Annotated in this window: 24 protein-coding genes; 11 read left to right on the top strand and 13 right to left on the bottom strand. The window is 60.0% G+C overall.

Features of this window, described 5'->3' with window-relative positions; all coding sequences use genetic code 11:
* Positions 1–288, bottom strand: a complete 288-nt coding sequence (locus ACYAR8_RS23740; protein WP_074886225.1) for a YheV family putative zinc ribbon protein — start codon at positions 286–288, stop codon at positions 1–3.
* The gene (gene prlC / locus ACYAR8_RS23735) at positions 285–2,336 is read right to left on the bottom strand and encodes an oligopeptidase A (protein WP_074886222.1); all 2,052 of its coding nucleotides are present in this window, start codon (positions 2,334–2,336) and stop codon (positions 285–287) included. Before prlC ends, ACYAR8_RS23740 begins: the two co-directional genes overlap by 4 nt.
* A 90-nt stretch (positions 2,337–2,426) precedes the next feature.
* On the opposite strand from prlC, the gene ACYAR8_RS23730 reads away from it, so the two are divergent.
* Together ACYAR8_RS23730 and ACYAR8_RS23725 are read left to right on the top strand one after the other, a co-directional pair.
* On the top strand, positions 2,427–2,975 hold the full coding sequence (locus ACYAR8_RS23730; RefSeq protein WP_463581214.1) for a gamma carbonic anhydrase family protein: 549 nt from the start codon (positions 2,427–2,429) through the stop codon (positions 2,973–2,975).
* Positions 2,976–2,983: 8 nt separating this feature from the next.
* Entirely contained in the window at positions 2,984–3,634 is a 651-nt protein-coding gene (locus ACYAR8_RS23725; RefSeq protein WP_463581213.1) for an HAD family hydrolase, read from the top strand.
* 110 nt (positions 3,635–3,744) lie between these two features.
* Here ACYAR8_RS23725 and ACYAR8_RS23720 read toward each other — a convergent pair whose 3' ends face one another.
* Positions 3,745–4,812: an aminopeptidase gene (locus ACYAR8_RS23720; RefSeq protein ID WP_463581212.1), complete on the bottom strand. Its 1,068-nt coding sequence runs from the start codon at positions 4,810–4,812 to the stop codon at positions 3,745–3,747.
* Positions 4,813–4,920: 108 nt separating this feature from the next.
* Between ACYAR8_RS23720 and ACYAR8_RS23715 the strand changes: the two genes are divergently transcribed.
* Complete coding sequence (locus ACYAR8_RS23715) at positions 4,921–5,337, top strand: PA0061/PA0062 family lipoprotein (RefSeq protein WP_463581211.1); 417 nt, start codon at positions 4,921–4,923, stop codon at positions 5,335–5,337.
* A 73-nt stretch (positions 5,338–5,410) separates the two neighbouring features.
* On the opposite strand, the gene ACYAR8_RS23710 is transcribed toward ACYAR8_RS23715, so the two are convergent.
* Positions 5,411–5,644, bottom strand: coding sequence for a DUF1161 domain-containing protein (locus ACYAR8_RS23710; protein ID WP_074886209.1), 234 nt, complete (start codon positions 5,642–5,644; stop codon positions 5,411–5,413).
* Between the two features lie 131 nt (positions 5,645–5,775).
* Positions 5,776–6,207 (bottom strand): OsmC family protein, encoded by a 432-nt coding sequence (locus ACYAR8_RS23705; protein WP_037017022.1) that lies wholly within the window; start codon positions 6,205–6,207, stop codon positions 5,776–5,778.
* Between the two features lie 284 nt (positions 6,208–6,491).
* Here ACYAR8_RS23705 and ACYAR8_RS23700 point away from each other — a divergent pair, with 284 nt between their 5' ends.
* A complete protein-coding gene (locus ACYAR8_RS23700; RefSeq protein ID WP_074886206.1) occupies positions 6,492–7,493 on the top strand; it encodes an LLM class flavin-dependent oxidoreductase in 1,002 nt (333 codons plus the stop codon).
* 85 nt (positions 7,494–7,578) lie between these two features.
* Here the strand turns inward: ACYAR8_RS23700 and ACYAR8_RS23695 are convergent, their stop codons facing one another.
* Together ACYAR8_RS23695 and ACYAR8_RS23690 are read right to left on the bottom strand one after the other, a co-directional pair.
* Positions 7,579–7,803 (bottom strand): DUF1161 domain-containing protein, encoded by a 225-nt coding sequence (locus ACYAR8_RS23695; RefSeq protein WP_074886203.1) that lies wholly within the window; start codon positions 7,801–7,803, stop codon positions 7,579–7,581.
* 161 nt (positions 7,804–7,964) lie between these two features.
* The gene (locus ACYAR8_RS23690) at positions 7,965–8,180 is read right to left on the bottom strand and encodes a dodecin (protein ID WP_074886200.1); all 216 of its coding nucleotides are present in this window, start codon (positions 8,178–8,180) and stop codon (positions 7,965–7,967) included.
* 182 nt (positions 8,181–8,362) lie between these two features.
* Between ACYAR8_RS23690 and ACYAR8_RS23685 the strand changes: the two genes are divergently transcribed.
* Positions 8,363–8,686 (top strand): ElaB/YgaM/YqjD family protein, encoded by a 324-nt coding sequence (locus tag ACYAR8_RS23685; RefSeq protein ID WP_037017008.1) that lies wholly within the window; start codon positions 8,363–8,365, stop codon positions 8,684–8,686.
* On the opposite strand, the gene ACYAR8_RS23680 is transcribed toward ACYAR8_RS23685, so the two are convergent.
* Positions 8,687–9,586 (bottom strand): LysR family transcriptional regulator, encoded by a 900-nt coding sequence (locus ACYAR8_RS23680; RefSeq protein WP_463581210.1) that lies wholly within the window; start codon positions 9,584–9,586, stop codon positions 8,687–8,689.
* Positions 9,587–9,707: 121 nt separating this feature from the next.
* Here ACYAR8_RS23680 and trpB point away from each other — a divergent pair, with 121 nt between their 5' ends.
* The 3 genes from trpB (at position 9,708) to ACYAR8_RS23665 (ending at position 12,385) form a co-directional block, all read left to right on the top strand.
* Positions 9,708–10,940, top strand: a complete 1,233-nt coding sequence (trpB, locus tag ACYAR8_RS23675; RefSeq protein ID WP_074886195.1) for a tryptophan synthase subunit beta — start codon at positions 9,708–9,710, stop codon at positions 10,938–10,940.
* A complete protein-coding gene (gene trpA / locus ACYAR8_RS23670; protein WP_463581209.1) occupies positions 10,940–11,800 on the top strand; it encodes a tryptophan synthase subunit alpha in 861 nt (286 codons plus the stop codon). Before trpB ends, trpA begins: the two co-directional genes overlap by 1 nt.
* Positions 11,801–11,875: 75 nt before the next feature.
* Positions 11,876–12,385 (top strand): anti-virulence regulator CigR family protein, encoded by a 510-nt coding sequence (locus tag ACYAR8_RS23665; RefSeq protein WP_463581208.1) that lies wholly within the window; start codon positions 11,876–11,878, stop codon positions 12,383–12,385.
* Between the two features lie 166 nt (positions 12,386–12,551).
* Here ACYAR8_RS23665 and ACYAR8_RS23660 read toward each other — a convergent pair whose 3' ends face one another.
* Complete coding sequence (locus ACYAR8_RS23660) at positions 12,552–13,502, bottom strand: choline sulfate utilization transcriptional regulator (RefSeq protein ID WP_074886186.1); 951 nt, start codon at positions 13,500–13,502, stop codon at positions 12,552–12,554.
* Positions 13,503–13,616: 114 nt separating this feature from the next.
* Between ACYAR8_RS23660 and betC the strand changes: the two genes are divergently transcribed.
* Both betC and choX read left to right on the top strand, forming a co-directional pair.
* Entirely contained in the window at positions 13,617–15,122 is a 1,506-nt protein-coding gene (gene betC, locus ACYAR8_RS23655) for a choline-sulfatase (RefSeq protein WP_463581207.1), read from the top strand.
* A 39-nt stretch (positions 15,123–15,161) separates the two neighbouring features.
* On the top strand, positions 15,162–16,088 hold the full coding sequence (choX, locus tag ACYAR8_RS23650) for a choline ABC transporter substrate-binding protein (protein ID WP_463581206.1): 927 nt from the start codon (positions 15,162–15,164) through the stop codon (positions 16,086–16,088).
* Between the two features lie 94 nt (positions 16,089–16,182).
* Here choX and aroE read toward each other — a convergent pair whose 3' ends face one another.
* On the bottom strand, positions 16,183–17,010 hold the full coding sequence (gene aroE, locus ACYAR8_RS23645; protein ID WP_463581205.1) for a shikimate dehydrogenase: 828 nt from the start codon (positions 17,008–17,010) through the stop codon (positions 16,183–16,185).
* On the bottom strand, positions 17,010–17,930 hold the full coding sequence (hemF, locus tag ACYAR8_RS23640) for an oxygen-dependent coproporphyrinogen oxidase (protein WP_463581204.1): 921 nt from the start codon (positions 17,928–17,930) through the stop codon (positions 17,010–17,012). The genes aroE and hemF overlap by 1 nt, the downstream gene beginning before the upstream one ends.
* A 224-nt stretch (positions 17,931–18,154) precedes the next feature.
* On the opposite strand from hemF, the gene ACYAR8_RS23635 reads away from it, so the two are divergent.
* Positions 18,155–19,132 carry an NADPH:quinone reductase gene (locus ACYAR8_RS23635; protein WP_074886172.1) on the top strand — a complete coding sequence of 326 codons (978 nt, stop codon included), beginning with the start codon at positions 18,155–18,157 and terminating at the stop codon, positions 19,130–19,132.
* Between the two features lie 167 nt (positions 19,133–19,299).
* Here ACYAR8_RS23635 and tsaC read toward each other — a convergent pair whose 3' ends face one another.
* Both tsaC and dprA read right to left on the bottom strand, forming a co-directional pair.
* On the bottom strand, positions 19,300–19,857 hold the full coding sequence (tsaC, locus tag ACYAR8_RS23630) for an L-threonylcarbamoyladenylate synthase type 1 TsaC (RefSeq protein WP_108121263.1): 558 nt from the start codon (positions 19,855–19,857) through the stop codon (positions 19,300–19,302).
* A gap of 39 nt (positions 19,858–19,896) precedes the next feature.
* Positions 19,897–21,009 (bottom strand): DNA-processing protein DprA, encoded by a 1,113-nt coding sequence (gene dprA, locus ACYAR8_RS23625; RefSeq protein ID WP_463581203.1) that lies wholly within the window; start codon positions 21,007–21,009, stop codon positions 19,897–19,899.
* Between the last annotated feature and the right edge of the window lie 3 nt (positions 21,010–21,012).

The following is a 21,012-nucleotide window of genomic DNA, read 5'->3' as shown; positions in this document are numbered from 1 at the left end:
TCAACTCGGATCAACCGGCTTCTTCAGCTTCGGATTCGGGAAGAACTGCACGCCCTGCACCTTGGGATCAGCCGGCTTCACCACAGGCTTGTTCACTCGCGTGCCAAGTTCTGTCGGGATCGATTGCCCCTGGGCATTGAGGGTGTCGGAATAACCACAGTGCACGCAGTGGCGGTGCGGCACGTCGTCTTCACTCCACATCATCAACTTGTCAGGCTCGCTGCATGCCGGGCAGACCGCCCCGGCGATGAAGCGCTTCTTGGTAATCACCTGCGGTGTTTCGGTCATGCTGCCGCTTCCTCACTCAAGCCTGAATGGCGCAAGAGTGCGTCAATCGACGGCTCGCGTCCGCGGAAGTCGACGAACAGCACCATCGGCGCCTGGGACCCGCCCCGCGCCAGAATGGCCTCACGGAACGCCCGGCCGGTCTGCTCGTTGAATACCCCCTCTTCCTCGAACTTCGAGAACGCATCGGCAGAGAGCACTTCGGCCCACTTGTAACTGTAGTAGCCCGCTGCATAACCGCCGGCAAAGATGTGCGCAAAGCTGTTCGGGAAACGGTTGTACGCAGGTGGACGCATCACCGACACCTCGTCACGCACGCCCTCGAGCACTTGCAGCGTGGTGCGGCCGTCGCCGTGGGTGGCGTGCAATTCGAAGTCGAACAGAGAGAATTCCAGCTGGCGGACCATCATCAGGCCGGACTGGAAATTCTTGGCCGCCAGCATTTTCTCAAGCAGGTCCTGAGGCAGCGGCTCGCCGGTTTCGTAATGACCTGAGATCAGCGCCAGGCCGTCCGGCTCCCAGCACCAGTTTTCCATGAACTGGCTTGGCAGTTCGACCGCATCCCAAGCCACGCCATTGATGCCCGACGCGCCCGCATGTTCGACGCGGGTCAGCAGGTGGTGCAGGCCGTGGCCGAATTCGTGGAACAGGGTGGTAACTTCATCGTGGGTGAGCAGCGCAGGCTTGCCGCTGACCGCCGGTGTAAAGTTACAGACCAGATTGGCCACAGGGCTTTGAAGTGTGCCTTCAGCGGTGCGGCGACGGTCGCGGGCGCCGTCCATCCATGCACCGCCACGCTTGTTGGCGCGAGCGTAGAGATCAAAGAAGAAGCGGCCGACGTGCTGGCCGTTTTCCTTGATTTCGAACAGGCGAACGTCCGGGTGCCAGGTATCGAAGCCCTTCTGCTCGGCGATTTCAATGCCGTACAGTTTTTGTACGATCGCGAACAGGCCGGTCAGCACCTTGTCGACCGGGAAGTAGGCGCGCAGGGCTTCCTGGGAAACGCTGTAGCGTTGTTCGCGCAGCTTCTCACCATAGAAACCGCTGTCCCAGCTCTGCAGATCCGGGCAGCCTTGTTCGGCGGCATAGGCTTTCAACTGCTGCAGATCCTGAACGGCAAACGGCTTGCTGCGCTTGGCCAGATCACGGAGGAAGCTAAGAACGTGATCGCTGGACTCGGCCATTTTGGTGGCCAGGCTCAGCTCGGAGAAGCTGGCGAAACCCAGCAGTTTGGCCAGTTCCTGACGCAGATCGAGAATCTGTTCCATGATCGGGCCGTTGTCGTTGTTCCCAGCGTTCGGCCCCTGGTCCGACGCGCGGGTGCAATACGCCGCGTAGACTTCCTCACGCAGTGCGCGGTCTTCGGCGTAAGTCATTACGGCGTAGTAGCTCGGGAACTCAAGCGTAATCAGGTAGCCTTCCAGGTCTTTCGCCTGGGCAGCGGCCGCCATCTGCGCCTTGGCCGAATCGGTCAGGCCGGCGAGGGCGGCCTCATCTGTGACGTGCTTGCTCCAGGCCTGAGTCGCGTCGAGCAACTGGTTGGAGAACTGACTGCCCAGTTCGGACAGCTTGCTCTGCACTTCGGCGTAGCGTTTTTGCTGTTCCGGCGGCAGATCAATGCCCGACAGGCGGAAGTCACGCAGCGATTGCTCGAGAATGGTTTTCTGGGCGACGTCGAAATTCGCCGCTTCCGGGCTGTTCGCCAAGGCTTCGAAGGCCTGGAACAGCTCGCGATTCTGACCCATTTCGGTCGAGTAAGCGCTCAGGGCTGGCAGGCAAGACTCGTAGGCCTCGCGCAGTTCCGCGCTGTTGCACACAGCGTTCAGGTGACTGACCGGACTCCAGGCGGCGCCCAGGCGGTCATTGAGTTCATCCATCGCCAGTACCAGGCCAGCCCATGTAGGCTGAGAACCTTGCTTGGCGAGGATCTCGGCAATCGCGGCGCGGTTGTCGGCGAGAATCTGTTCGATGGCAGGTTTTACATGCTCGGCGCGAATCGCCGAGAAAGGTGGCAGGTCGTAGGATTGCAACAGAGGGTTGTTCGCGCTCACGGTTTGGCACCTTGGCTAAAAGAAACACCTACGCATCTTAATTACAATCGGCGCCGACCGCAGCTATCGGCGCCAGAGAAGGAGCCTATCGTGGCCATTCGCACGTTCCAGAACCACACCCCGGCCCTTGGCGAGCGGGCGTTTGTCGATCATTCGGCGATTGTGATCGGCGACGTCGAAATCGGCGCCGACAGTTCGGTCTGGCCGCTGACCGTCATCCGTGGCGACATGCACCGCATCCGCATCGGCGCGCGCACCAGCGTGCAGGACGGCAGTGTGCTGCACATCACCCACGCCGGCCCGTTCAACCCCGACGGTTTCCCGCTGTTGATCGGCGATGAGGTGACCATCGGCCACAAGGTCATGCTGCACGGCTGCACCGTCGGCAATCGCATTCTGATCGGCATGGGCACCACGATCATGGATGGCGCAGTGGTGGAGGACGAGGTGATCATCGGCGCGGGCAGCCTGGTGCCACCCGGCAAAAGTCTCGAGAGCGGGTTTCTTTACGTCGGGCGTCCGGTGAAGCAGATGCGCCCGCTGACCGAAAAAGAGATCGCTTTCTTCCCCTACAGCGCGACCAATTACGTGAAGTTGAAAGACCAGCACCTGGCCGAAGGCTTCGACAAACCCTGCTGAGAGCACACATGCATTACCAGAATATTCTGTTCGACCTGGACGGCACCCTGACCGATCCGCGCGAAGGCATCACCCGGTCCATCCAGTTTGCATTGAGCAAACTGGGCATCGACGAACCCGACATCACCCGGCTCGAGCACTTCATCGGGCCGCCGCTGCTGCAGCAATTCATGCGCGCCTACGACTTCGACGAAGCGAAGGCCTGGGAAGCGGTGGGCTTTTACCGCGAGCGCTTCAAGGTCACGGGCCTTTACGAGAATCTGGTGTTCGAAGGGATTTTCGAGCTGCTGGACATGCTCTCGGATCAGGGCCGTACGCTGTTCATCGCGACATCCAAGCCCTGGGTGTTCGCCCATGAAATCGCCCGGCATTTCGACTTCGCGCGCCATTTCAAGCTGATCTACGGCAGCGAGCTGGACGGCACCCGTACTGACAAGGTCGAGCTGATTCGGCACTTGCTGGACGAGGAGCAGCTCGACCCGAAACAGACGCTGATGATAGGTGACCGTAAACACGATCTGATTGGCGGCAAGCGCAACGGCTTGGACGTGGCGGCGGTGGGGTACGGATTCGGCAGTCGCGAGGAGTTGCAGGCCGAGGCGCCGACGTATCATTTTGATTCGGTGAGCGCGCTGCACCGGGCGTTTATCAAAAGCTGAGAGCACTCAATCTGTAGGAGCGCGCTTGCCCGCGAATGCATGTGTCCAGTCGCTAAATACGTCATCGACATATCGCGTTCGCGGGCAAGCGCGCTCCTACAATTCGGACATCACGTGGATTTTTGGACCAGCCGCTCCAACGCCGCCTTGCGTTCTTCCTTGGGCAATCCGCCCAGCTTTTCCACCGCCGAATAGAACGCAGGCCAATCGCCGTTCACCTGCCTGAACAACGCTTCAAACGCTGGCACCCACTGATCGTATAGACCAATGGGCAGCAGGCGTGCGTTGTTCATCGGTGCGTACACCCAGCCGTCGAAACGCTTGTCGCCGCCCCACTGGCTGTCGCGCAACTGCCGATACTCCCAGCGCAGACGCTCGAACTCAGCGGCCTTGCGTTGGCGCATCACCTGGGGGCTCAGCGGCTCGGCGTACAGCGCCTTCAGCCGATCCCGGGTGTCGAGGGCCAGTTGAGTCAGCTGATCCCGTCGCCGCGCTTCCGAAGACCCACCTTCGGCAGGCAATCCCCGCGCCGCGCGCCACTGACGCGTGCCTTCCTGCTCCACGAAACTGGCGTAGGACTCGTTGAATTCACTGTCGTCCTTCACGTAAAACCGCTGGTGCGCCAGCTCGTGGAAGATCAGCGTGGCCAGTCGCTCATCGCCCCAGTTCATCATCGAGCTCATGATCGGGTCATCGAACCAGCCGAGCGTCGAATACGCCTCAACGCCGCTGACATATACGTCCTTGCCCGCAAGCTTCTGAACGGCCGCATCCCCGCGCGCTGCGCCCTGGGTGTAATAGCCGCGATAGGCCACGCACCCGGCGATGGGGAAGCAATGGGTGACAGGATCAAGGGAAAATTCGCCGGTCGCGAACACGTTCCAGACGACAAACGAGCGATGGATGTCGGCGTAAAGGCGGTAGCTGCGGTTGTCCGGCAGATGCAGATGCTCGGTCGCAAACGCACGGGCCTGCTGAGATGTGCGCAGATGATCGCGCAGCTTAGGGTCGCGATTCGGATCTGCGATGACGTCGGAAACCGGCTCGCGCGCCCGCAACAGGGCCATTTGGCCGCTGGCCAACTGTGAGTAATAGGAAAGACTGGAACAGCCGCCGAGGAGTAAAGTCGCCAGCATCGGCAGGCCACGTTGCAGCCAGGCCTTTTTTGATCGAATCATGCAGCAGCCTTAACGTCGATATTCATGAAGTGCAAACATCAGCGTTATGCCGGACTGCCCGCCTCTGACGCAACTCTCATCGCCATTTGCCCCACTGCGGAGTTCGTCATGCGCCTGCCTCTGTCCATCGTCGCCCTGAGTCTTCTGGCCGGTTGTGCGGGGCCTTTGCCTGCGGTTGATCCCCAGCAGGCGTGGGTCGACCTGCATACCTTTACCGGCAAAACCCTGATGGCCGACAAGCTCGACGGCGTGCGCACCTACGACGGTCGCTTCTTTCAGGTGACGCCGGGCAAACACAAGCTCGAAGTGCGGTATGACTATGATTACGCGCCCGGCGCGATGGGCTTGTCGATGGACATTTACAACGAGCGGACCTGCTACGTCACGATCAACTACGACCGCTTCGAAGCCGGCCATCGCTACCGCCTCGATGTGCGCAACATCACTAACAGTATCGACGCGCAGTTGCGGGACGAGCAACGCAATGTGCTCGCGGAGGAGGGGGACATCTTCTGTATTCCCTGACGCGAGGATGCGACGTACGCACGCGCACGAGCTCGCTTACAAGGCTCACGAAAAATTTACGCTCGCACCCAGGCTACCGATCATTGTTCTGATAAATGATCTTCTTGGTGCCGTTTTCGCAGGTGCCGACGACCATGTTCTGATCATGCACATCTTCGTTGGTCACGACTTCCAGCGTGTAAGAGCTAACGTTCTGGGCCTGGATCTTGGCTTCGATTTCGTCCTTGAGCTCTTCACAGGGCTTGGGTGCAGCGAAAGCGCTGGTGCTCAGCGCTCCGAGAATCAGGATTGCGGCGATACGTTTCATGATCGACTCCTTCGACACCGTGCGATACGCATCGGCGTTGCATGTGACCGTGTGGCCGCATGCCGGTTCTCGCGCGGCCATAACGAAGATGGCCCGCAATTGCGGGCCATCGAGTGCAACAGTAACGCGAATCAGCTCACGAGCGTGGCATCGAGCGTGATCTTGGCGTTCAGCACTTTGGAAACCGGGCAGCCTTCCTTCGCATCGTTGGTCAGCTTCTCGAACTGTTCCTGGGTTGCGCCGGGAATCTTGGCTTTCAGTGTCAGGTGCACTGCGGTGATTGCGAACCCGCCATCGACTTGATCCAGGGTGACGTCAGCAGTGGTGTCGATGCTGTCGGCCTTCAGATTGGCGTTGCCGAGGATCATCGACAGGGCCATCGAGAAGCAGCCAGCGTGGGCTGCGCCGATCAGTTCTTCCGGGTTGGTACCCTTGCCGCCTTCGAAGCGGGCCTTGAAGCCGTACGGCGCTTCACGCAGAACGCCGGTTTCAGTAGAGATGCTGCCGATACCCGACTTCAGGTCACCTTCCCAGTGGGCGGATGCTTTCTTGACGATGCTCATGGTGTCTCCTCATGAAAAAGTGCGATTTCGCTCGCACGCGGACCAAAGTTCTGAGGAGTGTAGGCGGGACTTAGTTCAACGCTTATGCCGGCTGTGCTTTTTTGCGGCGGGATACAACGTTAATTCCGACCAAATTAGTAGGAAATTTCGCCTTACCCATTGCAACTCTGAAATCCGCCCTTATTCTATGGCTTAACGCAAATATTTAGTCTTAATGCCGGTTTGCTCGCGTGATGTCCCCGACGGATGCGCCGACTCAAGCCCAAGAGGATCAACAACGGCCTATGAAACGATTAGCTGATGTGAAGATTTCGACGCTCGATCTGGTACCCGTCCGCGAAGACAAAGGCCCGGCGGAATCGCTGCGTAATGCGCTGGACCTGGCGCAACACGTCGAGAAATGGGGCTACAACCGTTTCTGGGTGGCCGAACACCACAACATGGACGGCATCGCCAGTTCGGCCACCTCTGTTCTGCTGGCCTATCTGGCCGGTGGCACATCGACCATTCGGGTTGGGTCGGGCGGGATCATGCTGCCGAACCACGCGCCGCTGGTGATCGCCGAGCAGTTCGGCACGCTGGAAAGCTTGTTCCCCGGGCGTATCGACCTGGGCCTCGGCCGCGCGCCGGGTTCTGATCAGATGACCGCCCGCGCCCTGCGCCGCGAGCGCTCCGGCAGTTCCGATGATTTCCCGGATGATGTGACTGAACTGGTCAACTACCTCGGGCCGCGTCAGCCTCATCAGCGAGTTCTTGCTGTGCCCGGCACGAATACCAATGTGCCAATCTGGCTGCTGGGTTCGAGCCTGTTCAGTGCTCAGCTGGCCGGTGAGCGGGGCCTGCCGTATGCATTCGCGTCGCACTTCGCGCCACGTTTCATGCACGAAGCGATTCGCGTCTACCGCAGCCACTTCAAGCCTTCTGAAGTGCTCGACAAGCCCTACGTGATGCTCGGCGTCCCGCTGGCCGCTGCAGAGACCGACGAACAAGCCGAGTATCTGGTGACGTCGGTGTATCAACGGATTTTAAGCCTGATGCGTGGGCAGAGTCTGATGCAGAAACCACCCGTCGAGAGCATGAACGGCCTGTGGCTGCCCCATGAGCGCGACGCAGTGATGGATTTCCTGGGACTGGCAGTCGTCGGTGGTCCCGAGAAGATTCGCGCGAAGCTGGACGTGCTGCTTGAACAGACCGACGCGGACGAGCTGATCTTCACGTGCGACATGTACGAACACGCCGATCGGCTTCGCTCTTACGAGATACTGGCGCAAGCCGCGAAGGGCTGATTCAGGGTCGCGCGCTGAGCCTATCCGCCGCAAACAAAAAAACCGACGCCAGATGCGTCGGTTTTTTTGTATCGACGGGCCGTTATCAGCCGCGCTTGTAAACGATTTCCTTGCTGCCGCCTTCGCAGGTGCCGACGACTTTGGCGTCTGCCGAGCTGCCTTTTTCAACAGCTTCCAGCGTGTAGGAAGAAACGCCTTTGGCTTTGATCTTCGCGTCGATGTCGGCTTTGACGTCATCGCACGATTTTCCAGCGGCCATCGTAGTGCCCGCAATGCTCAACAAGCCTATGGCCAACAGAACTTTTTTCATGGGTACATCCCCTCGTCAGGCGCAATTTTCGGATCAAAAAGGCCGCTCCAATAGGGCGGCCTGACTACATGAACCTGCGTCATGAACCTTGGAAAAAGTCACGACTGCGCGGTATGTATAGCGAAGGTTGTGGCACTCGGCCACTTCAAAAGTTCAGCGACTCAGCTGTTGTCGATGCGAAAACCGACTTTGATGGTGACCTGGAAGTGGCCGACTTTGCCGTCTTCGATGTGGCCACGGGTTTCCAGCACTTCGAACCATTCCATGAGTTTCACGGATTTGGCCGCCTGGGCAATCGCGTTCTGAATAGCGTCGTCGGTGCCAACGGTGGACGAGCCGACCAGCTCCAGCATTTTGTAGGTGTGATGATCAGACATGGCAGTTCTCCTGAAAGGCGTTGCGCGGTGGCAGGGCCGCATTGATTGTGTTCACTACCTCTGTGCCGAAATGCGGCCTAAAAGTTCAGAAGAAACGGTACTTCGCATTACGCACTGCACTTTCTCGAAACCCTGGAGTCGGAAACAACACACGCCACTCATCACAGCAGGAGAGTCAAACCATGGCATTCACGTCATCCCGTAAAGCGTCGTTGCAAAGCATGGAAGCCGAGATCGAGAGTCTGCTCAAGTCGCTGGAAGGCTTGAAGTCCGATGCTTCCGACGAGTCGCGCAAGACCTTGAAAAATCTGAAAGCCAACGCTGAAAGCGCGCTGAGCCATTCGCGCAGCCTGCTGAGCGATGTCTACGAAGACGTCAAAGTCAAAACACGTGAAACCAGCGTTGCGACCCGTGACTACGCACAAGAGCATCCTTGGACCACCGCAGGCGTCGCTGTTGGCGCTATCGGCCTGCTGGCAGCTTATCTGCTGTGCAAGCGAGGCTGATCAAGCCCGCCCCGATCGCTCGAGCTCCTGCTTGAGCCATCGAGCCAGGTGCTGAGCACGCCCATCTGCGGCGCGTTTTGGCACCCACAACGCTAGCTGCGCCGGGGTTTCACTGAAGCCCCATGGCGCAGCCAGGCGTCCGGCTTTCAAGTCATCAGCCACCAACGGCTCTGGCGCGATTGCCACCCCTAGGCCAGCGACGGCCGCCTCCAGTAAATAATACAAATGCTCGAAATCTTGCCCGAACTTCAATGCGTCGGGATCGATGCCATTTTGCGTAGCCCATGCCGGCCATGCTTGCAAGCGTGAAGTGGTCTGCAGCAACGGCTCTCCCAAAAGCGCCTGAACAGGTGCGTGTCGCAGCTCTTCAAACCTCGCGAATCGCGGACTTAAAACAGGACCGATACGCTCGCTGGCAAGCTCGAACACCTGCATGTCTGCCGGCCAGGGCGGCTCGGCAAATATCAGCAGAGCGTCAAGTCCCGGGCGCCGTGGGTCGAGGTCTCCTTCTCCCGCAGACAAGTGCAAGCGCAGGTCGGGAAGGTCCGCATTCAAGCGCCCCAGTCGCGGGATGAACCAGCGTGCGAGCAGGCTTCCAGAGCATCCCAGGACGAACGGCGCATCCGCACTGCCCTGGCTAAGCTCGGCACACACGCTGCGCAGACGATCAAATGCTTCAGCACTCGCATCGCGCAACCGAATCCCGGCATCTGTGAGTTTAAGGCCTCGCCCGTCCTTGCTGAACAGGCCAACCCCCAAGTGCTCTTCAAGCACTTTCAACTGACGGCTCACGGCACCATGGGTAACGTGCAATTGCTCAGCCGCCTGACTGACACTATTCAACCGGGCCGTGGCTTCAAAAGCACGCAACGCGTTGAGGGGCGGAAGGTCTCGGCTCATGAGATATGTGAGTTTTCCTGACAGGTTGCGCAGATCTTATCGGTTTTCAACGTCGCTGGCGCTGGTTAGAGTGTGATCACTGCCTGACGGCTCATCTTATTCGTCACCTCCGGAGGTCCACATGACCCAGACCCAGACACAGAATGCTTACAGCAGCGGCCCGGACGACCGCGGCATGTTCGGCGGGTTCGGCGGCCGTTATGTCGCTGAAACGCTGATGCCGCTGATTCTTGATCTGAACCGCGAGTACGAGATCGCGAAGACAGATCCATCATTCCTGAACGATATCGCCTACTTCCAGCGGGATTACGTGGGCCGTCCCAACCCGCTTTATTTCGCCGAACGCCTGACCGAGTACTGTGGCGGCGCAAAGATTTACCTGAAGCGCGAAGAGCTCAACCATACCGGCGCGCACAAGATCAACAACTGCATCGGCCAGATCCTGCTGGCGCGGCGCATGGGCAAAAAACGCATCATTGCCGAGACCGGCGCTGGCATGCACGGCGTTGCAACGGCAACCGTCGCCGCGCGCTTTGGGCTGGAATGCGTCATCTACATGGGCACCACTGACATCGAACGTCAGCAGGCCAACGTATTTCGCATGAAGCTGCTGGGCGCCACGATCATTCCGGTGGTCTCCGGCACCGGCACACTGAAAGACGCCATGAACGAGGCGCTGCGTGACTGGGTCACCAACGTCGACAGCACCTTCTATCTGATCGGCACCGTCGCCGGCCCGCATCCTTACCCGGCTATGGTCCGCGATTTCCAAGCCGTCATCGGCAAGGAAACACGTGTACAGATGCAGGAACACGAAGGTCGTCTGCCGGACAGTCTGGTGGCGTGTGTTGGTGGTGGCTCCAATGCCATGGGCCTGTTCTACCCGTTTCTGGATGACAAGAGCGTGCGCATCATCGGCGTGGAAGCCGCAGGTCACGGCATCGAAACCGGCAAGCATGCCGCCAGCCTGAATGGCGGCGTCCCGGGCGTGCTGCATGGCAACCGTACTTTCCTGCTACAGGACGACGATGGCCAGATCACCGACGCGCACTCGATTTCAGCCGGCCTCGATTATCCAGGCATTGGTCCTGAGCACGCCTGGTTGCACGACGTTGGCCGGGTCGAATACACCTCCGTCACTGACGACGAAGCGCTGGCTGCCTTCCACAGATGCTGCCGCCTTGAGGGCATCATCCCGGCGCTGGAAACCGCTCACGCCCTGGCTGAAGTCTTCAAACGCGCACCGTCGCTGCCAAAGGATCACCTAATGGTGGTCAACCTGTCCGGTCGTGGCGACAAAGACATGCAAACCGTGATGCACCACCTTGATCTGTCCCAGCAGGAGAAACACTGATGAGCCGCCTGCAAACACGTTTTGCCGAACTGAAAGAACAAAATCGCGCAGCCCTGGTGACCTTCGTCACGGCAGGCGACCCGGGCTACGACACCTCGCTGGCTATTCTCAAGGGCTTGCCTAAGGCAGGCGCCGATGTGATCGAACTGGGCATGCCATTCACTGACCCAATGGCCGACGGCCCGGTCATTCAACTGGCCAACATTCGCGCACTCAACGCCAAGCAAAACCTGGCGAAAACGCTGCAGATGGTGCGTGAGTTTCGCGAAGAGGACAGCACGACGCCACTGGTACTGATGGGCTACTACAACCCTATTCATAATTACGGGATTGAGCGCTTCATCTCCGAGGCCCAAGCCTCGGGCGTTGATGGCCTGATTGTTGTGGACCTGCCGCCGGAGCATAACGCCGAGCTGTGCGATCCTGCGCAGGACGCCGGCCTGGACTTCATTCGTCTAACCACGCCGACCACCGATGACGTTCGTTTGCCTACCGTGCTTAACGGCAGCTCCGGGTTCGTTTACTACGTATCCGTAGCAGGCGTGACGGGTGCAGGCTCGGCAACCATTGATCACGTCAAGGATGCTGTGCAACGCCTGCGCCGCCATACCGATCTGCCCATCAGTGTCGGCTTCGGGATTCGCACGGCTGAGCAAGCAGCAGCCATTGCGCGCGTGGCCGACGGTGTTGTTGTCGGTTCGGCATTGATCGACCAGATCGCCAATGCGTCTTCGCCAGAACAAGCAGTCAGCGGCGTGCTGGAGCTGTGCGCGCAGTTGTCGCAAGGCGTGCGTAAAGCCCGCGTAGCCGAAGGTAAAGTTTCTGATACAGAGGAATCTCGGTCTCTGGCAGCACACTAAGCCGTACAGCGAAGGGGTTCAGGACCACGTCCTGAACCCCTTTTTGCTGCCCGTATTGGCTCAGGAGCGCGCTACATGAAAGTCTCGAATCGTTTGATCGCCGGGTTGGGCGTGTTGATGCTCAGCGCCAGCGCGCTGGTTCAGGCTGCACCACCGGATCAACGCGGCGGCGATGACAATGGCCCGGGCCAGCATCAGGACCATGGCCCGCAAGGTGGGCCGCAGGGCGATCGCGGCAATGGCAACGGGAATAACAACGGCAACGACCATCGCAACGACCCGCGCGCCGATAACCGTGGCAACAATCAGCGTGGCGGGCGTCCTCCTGCCGACTTCGGCGACGTGCGCCGGACCATTACCGAGCACCGGGAAATCATCGGTCGCGGTCAGCCGCTGCCCCCTGGCGTCCATATCGTCAAGGGCCACCCGCTACCACGGGGCTATGGCCGTCGACTGGACCAACGCTCGCTGCAATACCTGCCGCAATACGATGGCTACGAATGGCGCCGCCTGGGCCCGGACGTTGTGCTGATCGCAATCGGCAGCGGCATCGTCTATGAAATCCTGGATGGCGTGCTGAACTAAGGGTGTTTAGAAATGGCGTCCACTCACGTCATGTGGGACGTACGCTAATCCTGTAGGAGCGCGCTTGCCCGCGATGCGTTGTCAGCCACCGCATGTTAGTCAGAACGACTGCATCTAGCGGGCAAGCGCGCTCCTACACAGTGCCGCACAGTGCTCGTGCCAGTCGCTAAACCGCAATCGACGGCAGCGCCTTGCCCTTCAGCAAATCCCCGCTCAACGCCTGCTCACTTCTTAACCAGTCCACGAACCGTTGCACGATCTGCACCCGGCGCTTGCGTTGCGGCAGGACGATGTAATAACCGTATCCCGAGACAGCGCTGGGTTCGATCGGGCGGCACAGTAAACCCTGCTCCAGCAAATCATCTACCAGATGTCGCCAGCCGATGGCCACGCCCTGGCCGCCAATCGCCGCCTGAATCATCAATGTGTAATTGTCGAACCGCAGCTGCCCCGGCGCGGGTGCCTGGGGAATATTCAGGGCGCGGAACACGCCACCCCAGTCAAACCAGTTGTTGCCGCCTTCACCCCGAAGGTGCAGCAGCGCGAAGTCTTTCAGCGCGTCGGTGGGCAAGGGCAGGTCGCGCCCCTTCACCAACTGCGGACTGCACACCGGGAACACCTCCTCGCTGAACAACCAGTGGCTTTCTCCCTGCTTGAATCGCCCGTCGCCGAACAACACGGCCACATCAATATCCGCACGCAGCATGCTGTGACTACGCTCGCTGGTAACCAGGCTGACGTCGACGTCGGGGTTTTCCTTGTGGAAACGGTGCAGGCGCGGCATCAGCCAATAGGCTGCGAAGGCGAAGTCCGTCGCCACTTGCAGCACCTCGTGCTGATGCTGCTCGGTGATTGCGGTGAGCCCGGCGTCCATCGACTGGAGCCCGGTCTGCACGTGATTGAACAGGATCAGCCCGGCGTCCGTCAGCTCGATGCCGCGGTAGATGCGATCAAAGAGCCGCGTCGCCAGTTGCTCCTCCAGCCGCTTGATTTGCTGGCTGATAGCCGGCTGAGTGGTGCCAAGCTCGATGGCGGCAGCGGTAAAACTGCGCAACCGTGCGGCGGCTTCGAAGCCGCGAAGTAAATCCAGCGACATGACACCAAGGGCTTCAAACATAAGCTGTACTTATCCTAGGCATTGCCTCTCATGGGCTTTACCTCGGACGGCATGGACACCATCCTCGGTCGGAGCACTTTCGCATAAATAATGACTATGGGATGCCGCGAATACATGAAGCGCAAAAATATTCTTTTCATCATGGCCGATCAGATGGCCGCGCCCATGTTGCCGATGTACGCCTCTTCTCCCATCAAGATGCCCCATTTGAGTCGCCTCGCTGCTGAAGGCGTGGTGTTCGACGCCGCCTACTGCAACAGTCCGCTGTGCGCACCGTCGCGTTTCACGCTGGTCAGCGGTCAGTTGCCGAGCAAGATCGGCGCTTACGACAATGCCGCTGATTTCCCCGCAGACGTGCCGACCTACGCTCACTACCTGCGTCGTCTCGGCTATCGCACGGCGCTGTCCGGCAAGATGCATTTCTGCGGCCCCGATCAATTGCACGGCTACGAAGAGCGCCTGACCAGCGACATCTATCCTGCCGATTACGGTTGGGCCGTGAACTGGGACGAGCCAGATGTGCGCCCGACCTGGTACCACAACATGTCCTCGGTGCTGCAAGCCGGACCTTGCGTACGCACCAATCAGCTCGATTTCGACGAAGAAGTGGTGTTCAAGGCTCAGCAGTATCTGTTCGACCATGTGCGCGAAGACGGCGATCAGCCGTTTTGTCTGACGGTGTCGATGACCCATCCCCACGACCCGTACACCATCCCCAAGTCGTACTGGAATCTGTACAGCGACGAAGACATCCCGATGCCCCACTCGCCGTTGGCTCAGTCCGAACTGGACCCTCATTCCCAGCGCCTGCTAAAGGTCTATGACCTGTGGGACAAGCCGCTGCCCGAGCAAAAGATTCGCGATGCACGCCGCGCCTATTTCGGCGCCTGCAGCTACATTGACGACAACGTCGGCAAACTGCTGAAAACCCTTGAGGAAACCGGCCTGGCTGATGACACCATCATCGTGTTCTCCGGCGACCATGGCGACATGCTGGGTGAGCGCGGGCTCTGGTACAAAATGCACTGGTTCGAGATGTCGGCACGTGTGCCACTGCTGGTCTACGCTCCGGGGCAGTTCAAGGCCGGTCGCGTGCAGGCCGCAGTGTCTACCGCCGATCTGTTGCCGACCTTTGTGGCGCTGGCTGAAGGTCAGCTGGACGCAGGTTTGCCGCTTGATGGCCGCTCACTGCTGCCGCACCTGCAGGGCGAGGGCGGTCACGACGAGGTGTTTGGTGAGTACATGGCCGAGGGCACCAACAGTCCGCTGATGATGATTCGTCGCGGCGCGTACAAATTCATTTATTCGGAACGGGACCCATGTCTGCTGTACGACGTGCATAACGATCCGAACGAGCAGGAAGAGCTGAGTCGATCCGCGGCTCATGACGACCTGTTCGCTGCGTTCCTGGCCGAAGCAAAGGCCAAGTGGGACATTCCGGCGATACACCAACAGGTGCTCGCCAGTCAGCGGCGCCGGCGTTTCGTCGCCGGGTCGCTGGCCATCGGCAAGCTGAAGAGTTGGGATCACCAGCCGCTGGTCGACGCCAGTCAGCAGTACATGCGCAACCATATCGATCTCGACGATCTGGAGCGCAAGGCCCGTTATCCGCAACCTTGAACCCTGCCAACACTTAGAAAACCAAAAAAGGGGCACACCATGAATAAGCTGTTCACCACGCTGGCGGTTGGGGTCTTGAGTTTGAGCAGTGTCGTGGCCTACGCCGCCGACGCCAGTTGCAGCACCGTGCGGATGGCCGATCCGGGCTGGAGCGATATCGCTGCGACCAACGCCACTGCAGGCTTTTTGCTTGATGGCATGGGCTACAAAACCAAGATCGACACCCTGGCGGTGCCGATCGCCTATGGCGGCCTGAAGGACGGGCAACTCGACGTCTTTCTGGGCAACTGGATGCCGGCGCAGCAGGGTTTCTACGACAAGTTCATCGCCACGGGTGACGTGACGCAATACGCGAAAAATCTGGAAGGCACCGAGTTCACCCTCGCCGTCCCTGATTACGTGTATGACGCAGGCGTCCACAACTTCAGCGACCTGAACAAATTCGCCGACAAATTTCACAAGAAGATCTACGGCATCGGCTCGGGCGCTCCGGCCAACGCGTCGATTCAGGAGATCATCAAAAAGAACGAGTTCGATCTGGGAGACTGGAAGCTGGTGGAATCCAGCGAACAGGCGATGCTGGCTGAAGTGCAGCGCAACGTGAAGAAGAAGGAATTCGTGGTGTTCCTCGGCTGGACGCCGCACCCGATGAACGTGCAGATCAAAGGCATGCACTACCTCAAAGGCGGCGAGAAGTACTTCGGCGATACCGGCAGCGTCTACACCGTGACCCGCAAAGGTTACGCCGACGCCTGCCCGAACGTGGCCAAGCTGCTTTCCAATCTGGTGTTCACTCAGGATATGGAAAACTCGATCATGCAGACCGTGGTGGACAAGAAAGTCAGCAACACCGAGGCGGTAAAAGCGTGGTTGAAAGCTAATCCGGCGGCGCTGGACAAATGGCTCGACGGCGTGAAAACCGTTGACGACAAGGACGCGCTGCCAGCGGTGAAAGCCAAGTTGTAAGCGCCGCCAAGAAGCATCGCGAGCAAGCTCACGCCTACAGGGCCAATATCAGTCTGTAGGAGTGAGCTTGCTCGCGATGAGGTCGGTACATTCGCTAGATCTGCGCCATCAGCCGTCGCAGTTCCGCCAGCACCGGCGCTGATTCCGGTCGCACGCCACGCCACAGGTGGAACGCCTCGGCGGCCTGCTCGACCAACATCCCCAAACCATCCACTGCTTGCCCGGCATGGTGTTCAGTGGCCCAGCGGCAGAATGCGGTCGGTTCTTTGGCATACATCATGTCGTAGCAGAAGGTCACGCCCGGCTGAATCAGGCTAGGCGAAATGGGAGGTACTTCCCCTGAAAGGCTGGCGGACGTGGCATTGATGATGACGTCTACCGGCTCCTCCAGCCAGTCATAGCCTGCGGGCAGCACCGGGCCGATGTCGGCGAATTCTTCGGCCAGTCGTTCAGCCTTTTCTACCGTGCGATTGGCAACCACCAGCACGTAGGGATCTTCCGCCAGTAAGGGTTCAAGCGCGCCGCGCACCGCACCGCCAGCCCCTAGCACGAGAATGCGTTTGTCCTTGAGCGTGACGCCATGATTGACCTTCAGATCGCGAACCAGGCCTGCGCCGTCGGTGTTGTCGCCCAGCAGGCTGCCATCCGCTTGGAGGACCAAGGTATTGACCGCCCCGGCACGACGGCCTCGCTCGGTCAACTGATCGGCCATCCGGTACGCTTCTTCCTTGAAGGGCACGGTGACGTTGGCACCGCGGCCGGTCTCGAAAAACGCCTTGGCGAAAGCGGTGAAGCCGTCCAGCGGCGCGAGCGAGGTCTGGTAGTCGAGCGCCTGACCGGTCTGCTCGGCGAACAGGCGATGAATCAGCGGGGATTTGCTGTGGCCGATAGGGTTGCCGAAGACAACGTACTGATCAGCCATCACTGGGCCGCCTCAGCCAGCCAGTCGCGATCCTGCAGAAAATACTCGGTCAGGCGTGCTTCTTCACTGCCTGGCTCGGCCTTGAAGTCATAGCCCCAGCGCACTTGCGGCGGCAGCGACATGAGGATCGATTCAGTACGGCCGCCCGATTGCAGCCCGAACAAGGTGCCCCGGTCATACACCAGATTGAATTCAACGTAACGCCCACGGCGGAACTCCTGAAATTCACGCTGGTGCGGCGTGTACGGCGTGTCTTTACGGCGCTGGACGATGGGCAGATACGCCTCGACGAACGCATCACCGATGGCGCGAATGAAAGCGAAACTGGTGTCGAAATCCCACTCGTTAAGGTCATCGAAAAACAGTCCGCCCACGCCGCGCGGCTCATTGCGGTGCTTGATATGAAAGTAGCGATCGCACCACGCCTTGTAGCGGGGATAGACGTCAGCGCCGAACGGCGCGCAGGCCTGTTCGGCGACGCGGTGCCAGTGCACGCAGTCTTCCTCGACGCCGTAATAGGGCGTCAGGTCAAAGCCGCCGCCGAACCACCATACCGGTTCTTCACCTTCTTTCTCTGCGATGAAAAACCGTACGTTGGCGTGGGCAGTCGGCACATGGGGGTTATGCGGGTGCATTACCAGTGACACACCGAGCGCTTCGAAACCACGTCCTGCCAGCTCCGGTCGGTGAGCACTGGCGGATGGGGGGAGGCCGGCGCCGAAGACGTGGGAAAAATTGACCCCGCCCTTTTCGAGGATGTGGCCGTTCTCGATAACGCGGGTGCGACCGCCACCGCCCGCAGGCCGTTCCCAGGCGTCTTCGACGAAACGGGCGCTGCCATCTTCGGTTTCCAGCGCGGCGCAAATGCGATCCTGAAGGTCGAGCAAGTAGGCTTTGACGGCATCGGTGCGAAAGGACATGTCGGTACCTGCATAACTGAAACGTGCGTCGGGAGCGGGATTCGACCGGTCTTGGCGTTGATGGCACGCCTCGCTGAGCAAATCCCGTCGGCGAAATTCGGCCCGTAGCATATCACCGGCTTGGCGGATGCCGCAGTTGACGAAGCGACGACGAAGGAGTCCGATAGAGCCCTTTCGCATCGACAGTCATACTCTGCAAGTCCGATCCATGACGGAGAAAGCAAATGGCAAAACGTATCCAGTTCAAGGCTTATGGCGGTCCCGAAGTGCTTGAGTACGTGGACTTCGAACCCCCGGCGCCAGGCCCGAAAGACGTGCTCGTGCGTAACAAGGCGATTGGCGTCAACTTCATCGAGACCTACTTTCGCAGCGGCCTGTACCCGGCGCCTTCGTTCCCATCGGGGTTGGGTAACGAAGGCGCGGGCCTGGTTGAAGCGGTCGGCAGCGAAGTCACTCACGTCAAAGTCGGCGACCGGGTGGTGTACGGCACAGGCCCGCTGGGTGCATACGGGGACGTCCACCTGACGCCGGCCGCGAACATTGCCAAATTGCCTGACGGCATCAGCTTCGAGCAGGGCGCTGCCGTCATGCTCAAGGGCCTGACCGTGCAGTACCTGTTTCGCCAGACCTACGAGATCCGCCCTGAAGAAACCATTTTGTTCCATGCCGCTGCCGGCGGCGTCGGATCGATCGCCTGCCAGTGGGCCAACGCCTTGGGCGTCAAACTGATCGGAACGGTCAGCTCGGCAGAAAAGGCTGCGCACGCCAAGGCGCACGGCGCTTGGGAAGTGATCGATTACAGCAAGGAAGACGTCGTTCAGCGTGTACTGGAATTGACCGATGGCAAGAAGGTCCCAGTGGTCTACGACGGCGTTGGCAAAGACACGTGGGAAACGTCTTTGAATTGCCTGGAGTTGCGAGGCCTGCTGGTCAGCTTCGGCAATGCGTCAGGCGCGGTGACCGGCGTGAACCTGGGGGTCCTCGCTCAGAAAGGCTCGCTCTACGTCACGCGCCCGACATTGGGCTCCTACGCAAACACCCCGGAAGCCTTGCAGGCAATGGCGGATGAAGTGTTTGAAATGGTTGCCACCGGCAAAGTGAAGGTCGACGACATCCAGAAATTCGCCCTCAAGGATGCCGCGAAGGCGCATACCGAACTGTCAGGCCGCAGAACGGTTGGGTCGATCATTCTGGTGCCTTGATCCCGCATTTGACGTTGTAGGAGCACGCTTGCCCGCGAATGCGTTGTGTCAGTCGCTCAATGAGTAACTGACCTATCTCATTCGCGGGCAAGCGCGCTCCTACACGTTCCACCGCTTAGGCAAGTCGCGGTCAGACCAAAACCATTCAAAAGCAGGCAGGAGAATGCTTAGCCGGCCCTTACCACCTCAGCCGTGACCAGATCCCTGATCACACTCGGATTGCGGCGCCCGCCGAGACTTCCCCCCAGAACCAAGTCCAACTGCTCGTGGAAATACTGCTCAACGCGCAATCGTGAGCGGGCGGCGGGGCGGCCGGTGGGGTTCGCGGAAGTCGACACCAGTGGGCCGGTCAACGCGCACAGCTCCCGGACGATGGGGTGATCGCTGACGCGAAGGGCGACGGTGTCGTGCTTTCCGGTGATCCAGTCCGGCAACAGGCCTTGATGGGGAACCAGCCACGTATTCGGTCCCGGCCAGGTGCTCGCCATGCGATCGATCCACAGCTCAGGGAAATCCTCGAAGAGGAAATCAAACTGACGGATGTTGTCTGCGATCAGGATCAAGCCCTTATCAACAGGCCGCGCCTTGATTGCCAGCAGGCGATAGACCGCCTCCGCATCCCAAGGGTCACAGCCCAACCCCCACACCGCTTCGGTTGGATAGGCAATCACCGCCCCGGCCCGAATTTCTCGTGCGGCTTGCTGCACTTGCCAACTGCTGACCATCGTCTGTTCTCCCAAATTACGCTGGCGGGCAGTTTAACCTCAGCGCGCCCGGGCAAACCATCGCCCGCCTTCACAGGCCACGCTGCTGTCGAGTTCAAGCTCGGTCAGCGCCGCCAGGACTTTTGGCAAAGGCCAACCGCTGTTGTGGGCAAGCGCCTCGCCGGTTTGAGGCGCTGCATGCAAAAGAGCCAGGAGCGGGTGCAGCGACGTCGACGGCTTATCAACGACGTCAGGACTCGGCGCGACGTTTTTCCAGCCCTGCAGCGCTTCGAGAATGTGGTCGATGGTTTCCACCAGCACTGCCCCCTCACGGATCAGCTGGTGACAACCCCTGGCGCCCGGATGATGGATCGAGCCGGGGATGGCATAGACCTCACGGCCCTGCTCGGCAGCAAGACGTGCCGTAATCAGCGATCCGCTGGCGACACTCGCCTCGACCACCAGCACGCCCAAGGACAAACCGCTGATGATTCGATTGCGCCGGGGAAAGTTGCTGGCGTGGGGTCCTGCGTCCAGTGGCAGCTCGGAAATCACTGCCCCGCCGTCGGCCACCATGCGTGCTGCAAGTTGGCGATGCCGCTGTGGATAAAGTTTTTCAATGCCAGTGCCCAACACGCCAATTGTCCCGCCTTTTACGTCCAGAGCACCTTGATGCGCGGCGCCGTCGATACCCAGCGCCAACCCGCTGGTGATGACAAAACCGGCACCTGCCAGGCTCCGCGCGAACGCTGCAGCGGTGTCGAGTCCAGGCTTGGAAGCGCGTCGACTGCCCACCATTCCCAACTGCGGGCGATCGAGCAAAGCGCGGTTTCCGGCGATGAAAAGCAGGGGCGGTGGGTCAGGGATTTCCGCCAGCAGTGCGGGGTAGTCCGGATCGTCCCACATCAGCAAATGCTGGCCCGGGCGCTCTAGCCATGCCAGTGCAGCGCTGGCGCCGTCGCGTACTTCAGCACTGCGACGGGCTTCGGCACTCGCCGCCGGCAGCCGTAAAGATCGCCATGCTGAAGCCGGCGCGCTCAACGCGGCAGAGGCGCTGCCGAACGCATCAATGAGGGTGTGAAAACGTTTTGGGCCGACTTCCGGCAGCCGATGCAAACGCAAGCGTGCTTCCAGTTCGGCCGGCGACTGACCGGCCTTTTCGAACAACGGCATGTG

It is taken from the genome of Pseudomonas sp. HP_01, from assembly GCF_055284355.1.
The sequence above is the reverse complement of the archived record's forward strand: the minus strand, read 5'-3'. Positions and strand labels throughout refer to the sequence as shown.